Annotated in this window: 11 protein-coding genes and 1 pseudogene; 8 read left to right on the top strand and 4 right to left on the bottom strand. The window is 59.1% G+C overall.

Annotation, left to right across the window (positions count from 1 at the left end; genetic code table 11):
• The first annotated feature begins 71 nt into the window (after positions 1-71).
• Together pdxJ and acpS are read left to right on the top strand one after the other, a co-directional pair.
• On the top strand, positions 72-803 hold the full coding sequence (gene pdxJ / locus SERAS12_RS19250) for a pyridoxine 5'-phosphate synthase (protein ID WP_013814176.1): 732 nt from the start codon (positions 72-74) through the stop codon (positions 801-803).
• Positions 803-1,183 carry a holo-ACP synthase gene (gene acpS, locus SERAS12_RS19245; RefSeq protein ID WP_006318461.1) on the top strand — a complete coding sequence of 127 codons (381 nt, stop codon included), beginning with the start codon at positions 803-805 and terminating at the stop codon, positions 1,181-1,183. Before pdxJ ends, acpS begins: the two co-directional genes overlap by 1 nt.
• Positions 1,184-1,397: 214 nt before the next feature.
• Here acpS and SERAS12_RS19240 read toward each other — a convergent pair whose 3' ends face one another.
• Together SERAS12_RS19240 and SERAS12_RS19235 are read right to left on the bottom strand one after the other, a co-directional pair.
• Positions 1,398-1,658, bottom strand: a complete 261-nt coding sequence (locus SERAS12_RS19240) for a YfhL family 4Fe-4S dicluster ferredoxin (RefSeq protein ID WP_013814175.1) — start codon at positions 1,656-1,658, stop codon at positions 1,398-1,400.
• Between the two features lie 53 nt (positions 1,659-1,711).
• Positions 1,712-2,560, bottom strand: a complete 849-nt coding sequence (locus tag SERAS12_RS19235; RefSeq protein ID WP_004952146.1) for a MurR/RpiR family transcriptional regulator — start codon at positions 2,558-2,560, stop codon at positions 1,712-1,714.
• A 72-nt stretch (positions 2,561-2,632) separates the two neighbouring features.
• On the opposite strand from SERAS12_RS19235, the gene SERAS12_RS26705 reads away from it, so the two are divergent.
• The 4 genes and pseudogenes from SERAS12_RS26705 to yfhb all read left to right on the top strand — a co-directional run bounded on the left by SERAS12_RS26705 (position 2,633) and on the right by yfhb (position 5,800).
• Positions 2,633-2,758, top strand: a complete 126-nt coding sequence (locus SERAS12_RS26705; RefSeq protein WP_013814174.1) for a hypothetical protein — start codon at positions 2,633-2,635, stop codon at positions 2,756-2,758.
• 108 nt (positions 2,759-2,866) lie between these two features.
• Entirely contained in the window at positions 2,867-3,760 is an 894-nt protein-coding gene (gene murQ, locus SERAS12_RS19230) for an N-acetylmuramic acid 6-phosphate etherase (RefSeq protein ID WP_013814173.1), read from the top strand.
• Positions 3,761-3,779: 19 nt separating this feature from the next.
• Positions 3,780-5,147, top strand: coding sequence for a PTS transporter subunit EIIC (locus tag SERAS12_RS19225; RefSeq protein ID WP_013814172.1), 1,368 nt, complete (start codon positions 3,780-3,782; stop codon positions 5,145-5,147).
• 3 nt (positions 5,148-5,150) lie between these two features.
• Positions 5,151-5,800 (top strand): annotated as a pseudogene (gene yfhb, locus SERAS12_RS19220) (phosphatidylglycerophosphatase C).
• Between the two features lie 84 nt (positions 5,801-5,884).
• On the opposite strand, the gene SERAS12_RS19215 reads toward yfhb, so the two are convergent.
• A complete protein-coding gene (locus tag SERAS12_RS19215; RefSeq protein WP_013814171.1) occupies positions 5,885-6,937 on the bottom strand; it encodes a DUF2157 domain-containing protein in 1,053 nt (350 codons plus the stop codon).
• 183 nt (positions 6,938-7,120) lie between these two features.
• Here SERAS12_RS19215 and tadA point away from each other — a divergent pair, with 183 nt between their 5' ends.
• The gene (tadA, locus tag SERAS12_RS19210) at positions 7,121-7,627 is read left to right on the top strand and encodes a tRNA adenosine(34) deaminase TadA (protein ID WP_013814170.1); all 507 of its coding nucleotides are present in this window, start codon (positions 7,121-7,123) and stop codon (positions 7,625-7,627) included.
• Here tadA and mltF read toward each other — a convergent pair whose 3' ends face one another.
• A complete protein-coding gene (mltF, locus tag SERAS12_RS19205; RefSeq protein WP_013814169.1) occupies positions 7,628-9,088 on the bottom strand; it encodes a membrane-bound lytic murein transglycosylase MltF in 1,461 nt (486 codons plus the stop codon).
• 278 nt (positions 9,089-9,366) lie between these two features.
• Here mltF and purL point away from each other — a divergent pair, with 278 nt between their 5' ends.
• Positions 9,367-13,257: a phosphoribosylformylglycinamidine synthase gene (gene purL / locus SERAS12_RS19200; protein ID WP_013814168.1), complete on the top strand. Its 3,891-nt coding sequence runs from the start codon at positions 9,367-9,369 to the stop codon at positions 13,255-13,257.
• Positions 13,258-13,368: the final 111 nt, after the last annotated feature.

Here is a 13,368-nt window from a genome sequence, read left to right as displayed (position 1 = left end):
CTTTTCCCCTTTTGCGGCCCTGCGCCCGCGTGTAAACTGCTGGCACTGAAAATCGTTTTTAGAGGGTTGTCATGGCTGATTTGCTGCTGGGCGTTAATATCGATCACATCGCCACGTTACGTAACGCGCGCGGAACCCAATATCCGGATCCGGTTCAGGCGGCATTTATCGCCGAACAGGCGGGGGCTGACGGGATTACCGTGCACCTGCGTGAAGACCGCCGCCACATCACCGATCGCGACGTGCGTATTCTGCGTCAAACCATCCAGACGCGCATGAATCTTGAAATGGCCGTGACCGACGAAATGTTGGATATCGCCATTGAACTGAAACCGCAGTTTTGTTGTCTGGTGCCGGAAAAGCGCGAAGAAGTTACCACCGAGGGTGGGCTGGACGTTGCCGGGCAACAGGACAAAATGGCCGTGGCGGTGGAGCGCCTGGCGCAGGCCGGCATTCTGGTGTCGTTGTTTATCGACCCGGATCATCGCCAGATTGATGCGGCGGTGGCGGTTGGCGCTCCCTATATTGAAATCCATACCGGTGCCTATGCCGAAGCTACAGGCGAGATGGCGGTGAAGGCCGAGCTGCATCGTATTGCGGTCGCGGCTACCTATGCCGCCGGCAAGGGCCTGAAGGTCAATGCCGGTCATGGCCTGACTTACCATAATGTTCAACCGATAGCTGCGTTGCCAGAGATGTATGAACTGAATATCGGGCACGCCATTATCGGCCAGGCAGTAATGAGTGGGTTGCCGGCAGCGGTTGCCGACATGAAATTGCTGATGCGGGAAGCACGTCGCTAATGGCAGTGCTGGGGCTGGGTACCGATATCGTTGAGATGGCGCGCATCGAAGCGGTGGTGGAGCGCAGCGGCGATCGTCTGGCACGCCGTGTGCTGAGCGCGGCCGAGTGGGAGGTGTATCAGCAGCATCAGCAGCCGGTACGTTTTCTCGCCAAGCGCTTCGCGGTGAAAGAAGCGGCCGCCAAGGCTTTCGGTACCGGCATCCGCAACGGGCTGGCATTTAATCAGTTTGAAGTCTTCAATGACGGTCTTGGCAAGCCGAACATTCGCCTGCATGCTCGCGCCGCCGAGCTGGCACAGGAGATGGGCGTTACCGCCATCCACGTTTCGCTGGCGGATGAACGCCGTTATGCCTGCGCCACGGTAATTATCGAAGGGTAACGCGGTATCGGCCGTAAAACAAAAGGGCGCCTGTTGGCGCCCTGAGGTTGATGACAAAGTTGTCTTTGAGTCCGAGATACCCGGGCCTAGCGCACCGAGGGGCGCTCCGACGGCCAAGGCCGTTACGACCCCTTCGGCACGCTCTCCCTAATAACGGGCTTTGTCAGCTGGCTGAGGGCGCCTGTTGGCGCCCTTGTCGATCGGAAGGTGGCGGTTACAGCCGCTCGGCGTGATGCAGCACTACAAACTTGTCCCACAGCTGTTCGTTGCTTTCACGGTACTGCGGGTTGACGACAATGGTGTTATCGATCGGGCATACCTGCTGGCAGGTTGGGATATCGTAATGGCCAACGCACTCGGTGCAGCGATCGGTGTCGATCTGGTAGATATCCTCCCCCATCGAAATGGCCTGATTCGGGCATTCCGGCTCGCACATATCGCAGTTGATGCATTTGCGTGTGATTAGCAGGGCCATGGTTTATCTCTCATCATTAATAGGGGTATTTTGCGCAGCGCGGATTATAACGTCTAAACCAGTTTTTTCACTAACTGTTCGCTGTGTTTGATACGGTCGCGGGCATGATCGAGATCGTGCTGAATCAAGGCCATAAACAGCAGGTCGGTGAGGGCGAACTGGGCGGTGCTGGAAGAAATAGCGGCGCTGCGGGTGTTGGGTTCTTCTGCGATGGTATACAGACAGTGATCGGCGCGTTGCTGCAGCCCGTTCGGCGAGAAACTGGTCAATGCCAGCACCTTGGCGCCGGCCAGGCGGGCTTCTTCCGCCGCCAGGTTGATTTCCCGCCGTTCTCCGCTGAATGAGATCGCCAGCAGCAAATCCCGCTTATCCAGCGCCTGTACTGCCGCCAGTTGGACGTGCATATCCGGCTCAGCTATCGCCATCACGCCAATTTTCAGCAGCTTGTAGGAGAAATCCTTGGCGACCAACCCGGAAGCGCCGATCCCCACCAAAATGATCCTTCGCGCCTGACGCAGCATATCCAGCGCCTGATGCAGACGCTCTTCGCTATTGATATCCAGCGTGGCGCGCAATGCAGACTGCTTTTCCACCAACAGCTTTTCACCGACCGTTTTCAGCGCATCGCTGCTGAGGATACGGTTATGCACGGTGACCGCCGGCTCAGCCTGTGGCTGGGCCAGGGTTTCGCTCAGCGCCAGCTTCAATGCAGGGAAGCCTTTGTAGCCCATCTTCTGAGCAAATTTCACCACGCTTGACTGACTGACCCCAGCCAACTGGGCCAGCTTTTGCGAGCTGAGATGGCGCGCCTGCTGGGCATTATGCAGCAGGAAATCCGCCAGTTTGCGGTCGTTTTGAGCCAGTGTCGGATACATCTGACGAATGCGAAGAAGGGTACTCATAAGGTTGTGTCCCATAATTGATCGTGGCACCGTCGCAGACCCAGAAGTCCGTAATCAAGGCGGAGCGGACCTATGTTTAAGCCCGACGACGCAGAATACGGGCTTTTGGGGCGAGACCCGAAGGGCTGGGGCCATTTGAACGCGCACCTGTGTTACGAGCGGGTATTCTGCCATGCCGATGGCGAAAACGTGCAGTGAAAATTTTTTGTGACCCGGTGTTTAAAATAGCAAATAGTGCTCGCTTTAATGAATAAAATATTCAAATAATGTTTTAATGTTTGGAATTAAAAATTCAAAGGTAAATAAATGAACTTAGGCGCATTGGTATCTGAAACCCGTAACCCAGCCACCATGGAGCTGGATGAAATGTCTACGTTGGAGATGGTGAGTTGCTTTAACCGGGAAGACCGCAAGGTACCGGAAGCGATTGAAAAAGTGCTCCCGGCCATAGCGGAAGCGGTGGATCTGGCGGCGGCGGCGTTGAAGGCCGGCGGCCGGTTGATTTATCTGGGGGCGGGTACCAGCGGCCGTCTTGGCGTGCTTGACGCCTCCGAATGTCCACCTACCTTCGGCGTGCCGCATGGCAGGGTTGTTGGGCTGATAGCCGGTGGCCCGGGCGCGCTGCTGAAGGCGGTAGAAGGCGCAGAAGATGATGCAGCCTTGGGAGAGGCCGATTTGAAAGCGCTGTCGCTGGCGGCCACCGACATGGTGGTGGGGCTGGCGGCATCCGGGCGTACGCCTTATGTGATCGGCGCCTTGCGCTACGCGCGTCAGTTGGGGTGCCCGACGGCGGCGATTTCCTGTAATCCGGATTCACCCATTGCCCACGAAGCGCAGGTGGCGATTTCACCGGTGGTGGGGCCGGAGGCGTTGACCGGCTCGACGCGCATGAAATCCGGCACCGCGCAAAAACTGGTGCTGAACATGCTGTCGACCGGCGCGATGGTCAAACTGGGCAAGGTATATCAGAACCTGATGGTGGACGTGAAAGCCACTAACGTAAAACTGGTGGATCGCGCCTGCCGCATCGTCGTGGAAGCCACCGGCGCCGAACGTGGCCAGGCGGAGGCGGCGCTGACGCAGACCGGTTTTGAAGTCAAACCGGCGATTCTGATGATTCTGGCCGGTATTGGCGCTGAAGAAGCGCAGCGTCGCTTGCAGCAGCACGATGGCTATTTGCGCGCGGCATTGACGCGTTAAACCACACTTGGGGCGGGCGATGGACAAGACAACGGCACTGGCAACACAGATACTGGCGGGGATTGGCGGCGAGGGGAATATCCTCAGGCTGGAGAACTGCATGACGCGGGTTCGCGTCGAAGTCCGCGACGAACTGCGCCTGGATTTACCGGCACTCAAGCAGTTGCCGGGCGTTAAGGGCTATATCAAGCAGGGCGATCAGCATCAGTTTATTGTCGGTCCGGGCGCCGCCGCCAAGGTAGTGGACGCCATGCGTTCGCTGCTCAATGGTGCTCCCGCCGTGTTGGCGGGCGGTGATGATATCGCTCGTACCAAAGCGCAGGCCAAGCAGAAATACGCAGCCCCGATGAGCGGCGCACTGAAAAAACTGGCCGATGTTTTTATCCCGCTGATACCGGCGTTCATTGCCTCGGGCCTGATTACCGGCATCATCAACCTGCTGAAGCGGCCCGACATCGCCGGCGAGCTGGCGGTTAACTACCCCAACGTACTTGGGTTGCTGGCGATTTTCGGCAGCGCGGTGTTCGCCATCATGAACATTTTGGTGGGAGTCAACGCCGCCCGAGTGTTTGGCGGTTCGCAGGCGATGGGCGGCGTGATGGCCGGCATTCTCTCCAGCCCGGCGCTGGCGCAGATTACGCTGTTCGGCGAGGCGTTGCAGCCGGGGCGCGGCGGGGTGATTGCGGTGCTGCTGGTGGTGGCGCTGATGTGTTGGGTGGAAAAACGTCTGCGCAACCTGCTGCCGGAGTCGATCGAGCTTATCCTCAATCCGCTGTTGACCACGTTGGTGACCGCGTCGCTGGCGATTATGATTTTGCAACCGCTCGGCGGCTACATTTCGGACGCCATCGCCCACGGTGCCAATCTGGCGATCGACAAGGGCGGGTTGCTGGTGGGCGCGGTACTGTCCGGGTTGTTCCTGCCGCTGGTGCTGTCCGGTCTGCATCAGGGATTGGTGCCGATACATGTCGAGCTGGTACAGGCGCACGGCTCCAACCCGCTGCTGCCGATCCTGGCGATGGCGGGAGTGGGGCAAGTGGGGGCTGCATTGGCGGTATTAATGAAAACCCGCAACGCGCGCCTGAAAAAAGTGATCAAAGGGGCGCTGCCGGTCGGTATTCTCGGCATTGGCGAACCGCTGATTTTCGGCGTGACCCTGCCGCTGGGTAAGCCTTTTATTGCCGCCTGCCTCGGCGGCGCTGTGGGGGGCGCACTGATCAGCTACTGGAAAGTGGCGACGGTGATTACCTTCGGTATCTCGGGTTTGCCTTTGGCGCTGACCATTGTCTCGGGTAAGGTGATGTTGTATCTGGCCGGTATGGTGATTACGATTGTGGCTGGATTTATTTTCACCTGGATAATGGGATTCAACGATCCTGAGGAGTAACGCTTGAGCGAGAAACAGAGCCAGGAGGCCGTGGAAGGCCGCCGCGTGGTGTTCTTTGATCTGGACGGTACGCTGCATCAGGAAGACATGTTTGGCAGTTTCTTGCGTTTCTTGCTGCGTCACCTGCCGCTGAACCTGCTGTTGGTGGTACCGCTGCTGCCGGTGGTCGGGTTGGCGATGCTGGTGATGGGGCGCGCTGGCCGATGAGCGTCTTGCTGTGGTCGATCACCTTTGGCCGGTCGGAGGCCAGGTTAACGGCGCTGGAACGGCAGTTCGTCAGCTATTTCCGCGACAAGGTGACCGCGTTTCCGGTGGTGCAAATGCGCCTGCGTCAGTACCTCGATGTGCACGATGCACAGGTGTGGTTGATTACAGGTTCTCCGGAACGGCTGGTGGAGCAGGTTTATCGGGACTCCGCTTTCCTGTCGCGGGTGCGCCTGGTCGGCAGCCGCATTGTGCGCAGTTACGGCGGCTGGGTGTTGACTATGCGCTGTCTTGGCGTCCAGAAAGTGATGCAACTGGAGCAGCGTCTCGGCGCGCCGCTCAGGTTGTACAGCGGTTACAGTGACAGCAAGCAGGACAACCCGCTGCTGTATTTCTGCGAGCACCGCTGGCGGGTCAGTAAGCTGGGGGAATTGCAGCAGTTGGAGTAAGCAAAGGGGCGGATTTCCGCCCTTTGCCGTTTATATCCCCTCGGGTTTTTGAATTGCAGCGTGAAAGACGGCGGCCATAACGCCTTAATCATCGGTCAGATCGTGCGGCTTGCGTCCCAGTTGCCATATCTTCTCTGCATAGTGCCCCAGCGCCCACAGGCTCAGACCGAGCACCACAAAGAACATCGCCTTGGGCATGCTGTCCCAGAAAAACTCGAAGAAGCGGGTATAAAGGTTGATGCACAGGAAGGTCAGACCGAATCCGCGCAGCATGGCGTCATCACGTTTCAGCCCCAGCCAGATGACCACTGCGGCGGCGATGCCGAACAGCAGGCTCCAGTGGAACAGTTCGATCTGGCGCACGCTATACCAGCTGTCAAGATCGCCATAATTGCCGAAGATCGACAGCAGCCACAGGGCGATAAACAAATACAGCAGCCCCATCGCCAGCGAAACCCGCTCCAGCCCACGCCGTGCAAGCAGCGGTTGCAGCAGCAATGCTGCGGCGATCAGGACTGCGCCGAAGGCGATAAAGCGAATCGGGAAGCTCATGCCCAGCCAGTAAGCGCCCCAGCCGGAAAGGTAACCGGTTTCAGCGCCGAAGGCGTTGCCGAGCGACAACAGGGCAAACCACCACACCAGTCCGGAGCGGCTGAACCAGCCAATCACGCCGTAAAGCAGAGCGGCGAATATCAGCAGCAATGAAACCCGGCCACTGCCGTTGTCCAGCCAGACGCCCATTTGCCACAGAGCGCAGGCAGTGAAGATCACGGCAATGAACAGCGCGGCCTCATTACCGTAGCGTTTTTCCGGATGACGGCGACGACGGCGCAAGGCCCAGGTATAGGCCAGCGCGGCCAGTATGCCGACCATCGCCATGCGAACCGGCGCATCGAAGCGGAACAAGCCGCTCAGCCAGTCCAACAGATCGCTGTCGGCGAACAGGCTGGTGATGGCAATGATCAGCGAGGCCAGCGCGGCGAGAAAGGCATAACGCGCCAGCCGCCGCCAGTCGAAAGGCTGTACTTCCACATGCTGCAACAACTGTTCTTGTTGTTGCGCCGTCAGCGCGCCTTCGCCGACCCAGCCGTTCAGGGCTTTGCGTACCACGGCGGCGTTCTTCTTGCTGAATTTCATGTTTCTTATCCCTGATAACATCGCTATTCGTTCAGTATATACCCGTTGCATTTCAAGCCGCAGCGTTCGACTCCGCTCACGGCAGGCAGGGGCGAATATATTCACCCCGGTTAACGCGGGCGCAGCATGCAGCGCACCTACTGTGTATAATGCCCGCCGCAAAAGCGCACGAGGAATTATGCGATGACTGAATATAACGATGAATACTGGATGCGCCAGGCGTTGCTGTTTGCCCAGCGTGCTCAGGAAGAAGGCGAGGTGCCGGTGGGTGCGCTGCTGGTGCTGGACAATCAGGTGATTGGCGAAGGCTGGAACCGGCCGATTGGCCGTCACGATCCTACCGCGCATGCGGAGATCATGGCGCTGCGGCAGGGCGGAACGGTGTTACAGAACTATCGCCTGTTGAATGCCACGTTGTATGTCACCCTGGAGCCGTGCGTGATGTGCGCCGGCGCAATGGTTCACAGCCGCATTCGTCGGCTGGTGTACGGCGCGGCCGATGTGAAAACCGGTGCGGCAGGGTCGCTGGTGGATATTTTGCGCCATCCCGGCATGAACCATCAGGTGGAGATCGCTTCAGGCGTGCTGGCGGACGAATGCGCCGCGACGCTGAGCAACTTTTTCCGCCTGCGCCGTGAGCAGAAAAAAGCGCTTAAGCTGGCGCAACGTGCGGCGGATAAGCCGGAGTAATTAGTGGTTAAGCGCCAGTTCCGGTATCACGACCGGATAGCCTTTCCCTAGCGCCTCCTGTTCGGCCGCTTCCTGCGCCGCCTTCCTCTCTTTTTCTTGCAGATAGCCGACCAGGCTGACCTGATAGCGGCGAATGTTTTCCACGTAGTTATAAGCTTCGCGTCCGCGCGCATAGCCGTAGGTCAGCTGTGGGTAATAACGTTTTTGGCTGAGCATCGGCAGGCGCTGTTTGACGTCCACCCAGCTGTCCGGGTTGCCTTTTTGCATTTTGGTCAGCTTGCGGGCGTCGAGCATATGGCCCCACCCCATGTTGTACGCCGCCAGCGAGAACCAGATGCGTTCGTCTTCCGGCACGCTGTCGGGCACCTTGGCCATTAACCTTTGCAGGTAAAGTGCGCCGCCCTGAATGCTTTCCTCGGGATCCAGACGATCGTTGACCCCCAGGCCGTCGGCGGTGGCCCGCGTCAGCATCATCAGGCCGCGTACGCCGGTGGGGGAGGTTGCCTGCGGGTTCCAGTGCGACTCCTGATAGGCGATGGCCGCCAGCAATTTCCAGTCGATCTCATTGGCGTATTTTTCAAACAACGAGCGGAAGGTCGGCAGCACCGAGTCGATGGCCGACAGGAAGGTTCTGGTATCGACATAATCGAAACTGCCGACGTGGCCGAGATACTTCTCTTCCAGCCGCGCCAGCGTGCCGTCGTCCACCATCTGGCTATAGAAATCCAGCATCGCCGCATACAGGCTGTCGTCGTTGCCGCGCTTCAGATACCAGGTGACCGGTTCTTCATCGGTGACGTCGAACGCAACCGCCAATTGCGGGTGGATGCGCTGCAGCAGGGCGATAGTCACAGAATCGCCCAGGGTATAGTCCAGTTTGCCGTCGGCCACCTGTTCCAGCAGCTCTTTTGAGGTCAGATCGCTGGAGGCTTCCCAACTGAGGTCCGGAAATTTACTTTGCTTAAGCTGTTTCAGCGTGCTGACGTGCGCGGAACCGGAGGCGACCGCCAGCTTGCCTTTAATATCGGCAAAGGTTTTTGGCCGTGGGGTGCCCAGGCGATAGACCAACTGCTGGGATACGGAATAATAGGCCGGGCCGGTGCGTGCGCGGCTGAGGCGATCCTGGTTGTAGATCAGGCCTGCGGCCAGCAGGTCGGTGTCGTCATCGTCCAGATCGTCAAACAGGTCATTGATATTGTTGTGCGGGATCACCACCAGCTTCACGCCCAAGTAATTGGCGAAGCGTTTCGCCAGCTCGTAATCGAGCCCACCCGGCCCCTGTTTGGTGGTGAAATAGGTTAGCGGCGTGTTCAGCGTACTGATACGCAGCTCGCCACGGGATTTGATCTCTTCGAGCTGCCCTCCCTGGCCACCGCGCCAGGCAATATTGGGCCACAGGGCGAGCGCCAGAAGCAAGGTAACAACACCGATGAGAATGTAGTTTATTTTTAGGCGTTTCAAATAGTTATCCAGTGGTGGTACGGGTGCGCCGGTGACCGAAGGTCAGTCTTTTCTTATGGTTAAATCACCAGTGCGGGAGCATTTTGCGCAACAAAACGCCAGCGTGCAACTTTATTGACACGTTATGACAATTCGAGGGGGCGAACAGCTTTTATCAATAATAGCTGCGCAAACGGTTTCGTCGGCGGCGTAGATTCTCTATAATGGCGCGCGTTTTCCCCTGTTGCGCCCAAAGAAGTGCTGAAGTCAGTTGCTTCGAAGACGAGAGAACTTTGATTATGGAAATACTGCGTGGTTCGCCCGCTTTGTCGGCTTTTCGTATTACCAAACTGCTGTCCCGCTGTCAGGACGCTCAACTTCCGGTCAGTGATATCTACGCCGAATACGTCCACTTTGCCGATGTTAACGCACCGCTAAGTGCCGAAGAACATGGCAAGCTCACGCGCCTGCTCAAGTACGGCCCCTCTCTCGCCGAACATGCCCCTGAAGGCCGCCTGCTGTTGGTGACGCCGCGTCCGGGTACCATTTCCCCCTGGTCTTCCAAAGCCAGCGATATCGCCCACAACTGCGGTTTGAAGCAAGTGGTGCGGCTGGAGCGCGGCCTGGCGTTTTACGTCAAGGCGCCGACGCTGACCGAAGCGCAGTGGCAACAGCTTGCCGCGTTGCTGCACGATCGCATGATGGAAACGGTATTCGGCGAACTGCAGCAGGCAGAACAGCTTTTTGCTCAGCATCAACCGGCGCCGTACCAGGCGGTGGACGTGCTGGGCGAAGGTCGCAGCGCGCTGGAACAGGCCAACCTCAAGCTGGGGCTGGCGCTGGCGCAGGATGAAATCGACTATCTGCTGAATGCCTTTACCGGTCTGGGGCGCAACCCGACGGATATCGAACTCTATATGTTCGCGCAGGCCAACTCCGAGCACTGCCGCCACAAGATTTTCAACGCCGACTGGATCATCGACGGCGAACAGCAACCTAAGTCGCTGTTCAAAATGATCAAAAACACCTTCGAGCAGACGCCGGATTACGTACTGTCTGCTTATAAAGACAACGCGGCGGTCATGGAAGGTTCTCAGGTTGGCCGTTTCTTTGCTGCGCCGGAAAACGGCCAGTATGACTACCATCAGGAAGACGCGCATATCCTGATGAAGGTGGAAACCCATAACCACCCGACGGCGATCTCCCCATGGCCGGGTGCCGCTACCGGTTCCGGCGGCGAGATCCGCGACGAAGGCGCCACCGGCCGCGGGGCCAAGCCCAAGGCGGGTCTGGTGGGCTTCTCGGTTTCCAACCTGCGTATTCCCGGCTTTGAACAGCCGTGGGAGCAGGACTTCGGCAAACCGGATCGCATCGTGACCGCACTGGATATCATGACCGACGGCCCATTAGGCGGCGCGGCGTTCAACAACGAATTCGGTCGTCCTGCGCTGGTAGGCTACTTCCGTACTTATGAAGAGCAGGTCAACAGCCATAACGGCGTCGAACTGCGCGGCTACCACAAGCCCATCATGTTGGCGGGCGGTATCGGCAACATCCGCGCCGATCATGTGCAGAAGGGTGAAATCACCGTGGGCGCCAAGCTGGTTGTGCTCGGCGGCCCGGCGATGAATATCGGTCTGGGCGGCGGTGCGGCTTCTTCCATGGCGTCCGGTCAGTCCGATGCCGATCTGGACTTCGCCTCGGTACAACGCGACAACCCGGAAATGGAACGTCGCTGTCAGGAAGTGATCGACCGCTGCTGGCAGTTGGGCGAACAAAACCCGATTCTGTTTATCCACGACGTAGGTGCCGGCGGCCTGTCTAACGCCATGCCGGAACTGGTCAGCGACGGTGGCCGCGGCGGCCGTTTCGAACTGCGCGATATCCTTAACGACGAGCCGGGCATGAGCCCGCTGGAAGTGTGGTGCAACGAATCGCAGGAACGCTATGTGATGGCAATTGCGCCGGCGCAGATGGCGCAGTTTGACGAAATTTGCCGCCGTGAGCGCGCACCTTATGCGGTGATCGGCGAAGCCACCGAAGAGCTACATTTGACGCTGAACGACAGCCATTTCGACAATCAACCGATCGACATGCCGCTGGACGTGCTGCTGGGCAAAACGCCGAAAATGACGCGTGACGTGACCAGTCTGCAGGTCAAAGGCGAGCCGATCCAACGTGCGAACATCACCCTGGAGGATGCGGTAAAACGCGTTCTGCATTTGCCTGCTGTGGCAGAGAAAACCTTCCTGATCACTATCGGCGACCGCACCGTAACCGGCATGGTGGCGCGTGACCAGATGGTTGGCCCGTGGCAGATCCCGGTAGCCGACTGCGCGGTGACCACCGCCAGCCTGGACAGTTACTATGGTGAAGCGATGTCGATCGGCGAGCGTGCGCCGGTAGCCTTGCTGGACTTCGCCGCCTCCGGCCGCCTGGCGGTAGGGGAAGCCTTGACCAACCTGGCCGCGACCGAAATCGGTTCGCTCAAGCGCGTGAAGCTTTCCGCTAACTGGATGGCGGCAGCCGGTCACCCGGGTGAAGACGCCGGCCTGTATGCAGCGGTGAAAGCGGTGGGCGAAGAGCTTTGCCCGGCGCTGGGCATCACCATTCCGGTGGGCAAAGACTCGATGTCGATGAAAACCCGCTGGCAGGAAGGCGAAGAGCAGCGCGAAATGACGTCGCCGCTGTCGCTGGTGATCACCGGTTTTGCCCGCGTGGAAGACGTTCGCCACACCGTGACGCCGCAATTGCGTACCGATAAGGGCGAGAGTGCGCTGTTGCTGATCGACCTGGGCAACGGCCGTAACGCACTGGGCGCTACCGCACTGGCGCAGGTTTACCGCCAACTGGGCGACAAGCCGGCCGACGTGCGCAATGTAGAACAGCTGGCAGGCTTCTTCAACGCCATGCAGCAACTGGTGGCCGATCGCGCGCTGCTGGCTTACCACGACCGTTCCGACGGCGGCCTGCTGGTTACGCTGGCGGAAATGGCGTTTGCCGGCCACTGCGGCGTGAACGTGGATATCAAAGGGCTGGGCGACGACGCGCTGGCAGCGCTGTTCAACGAAGAGCTGGGCGCGGTGATTCAGGTCACGGCCGACCGGCTTGAAGCGGTGCAACAGGTCTTTGCTCAACACGGCCTGACGGACAATGTGCATCACATCGGCAGCGTGCAGGCCGGCGATCGCTTTGTGATTACTCAGGGCGACAAAGCGCTGTACAGCCAAAGCCGCGCGACCTTGCGCACCTGGTGGGCGGAAACCACCTGGCAGATGCAACGCCTGCGCGATAACCCGGAATGCGCCGATCAGGAGCACCAGGCCAAACAGGACGACCGCGACCCGGGCCTGAACGTCAAGCTGACCTTTGCGCCGGAAGAAGACATTGCCGCGCCTTACATTGCCAAGGGCGCACGCCCTAAAGTGGCGGTGTTGCGCGAGCAGGGCGTCAACTCCCACGTTGAGATGGCTGCCGCCTTCCACCGCGCCGGCTTCGATGCGGTAGACGTTCATATGAGCGATCTGCTGGAAGGGCGTCGCGATCTGCAGGACTTCCATACGTTGGTTGCCTGCGGCGGTTTCTCTTACGGCGATGTACTGGGCGCCGGTGAAGGCTGGGCGAAGTCGATTCTGTTCAACGACCGCGTTCGTGACGAATTCGAATCCTTCTTCCACCGTCCGCAGACCCTGGCATTGGGCGTGTGCAACGGTTGCCAGATGATGTCGAACCTGCGCGATCTGATCCCGGGTGCCGAACACTGGCCGCGTTTCGTACGTAACCTGTCGGATCGTTTTGAAGCGCGTTTCAGCCTGGTGGAAGTGGCGGCCAGCCCGTCGTTGTTCATGCAGGGCATGACCGGCTCACGCATGCCGATCGCCGTATCCCACGGCGAAGGGCACGTTGAAGTGCGTGATGCCGCACACCTGGCGGCGCTGGAAAGCAGTGGCCTGGTGGCATTGCGCTTTGTGGACAATGCCGGTCAGGTAACGGAAACCTATCCAGCCAACCCTAACGGTTCGCCAAACGGCATCACCGCAGTGACCAGCAGCAACGGCCGTGCGACGGTGATGATGCCGCACCCGGAACGTGTATTCCGTACCGTGAGCAACTCATGGCACCCGGAAGAGTGGGGCGAAGACAGCCCGTGGATGCGCATGTTCCGCAACGCCCGCAAGCAACTGGGCTAAGCGGTTACCACGCGGTAACGAAAGGGGCGCAAGAGATTGCGTCCCTTTTTACTTATTGCGCCCGTGCCGGTTTGCCGCTGTCTGCATTTTGCGACAGAGAACCTTTTCCAT

The sequence above is a fragment of the Serratia sp. AS12 genome (assembly GCF_000214195.1).
Lineage (GTDB): Bacteria > Pseudomonadota > Gammaproteobacteria > Enterobacterales > Enterobacteriaceae > Serratia > Serratia plymuthica.
This window is presented reverse-complemented; position numbering and strand designations above follow the sequence as displayed.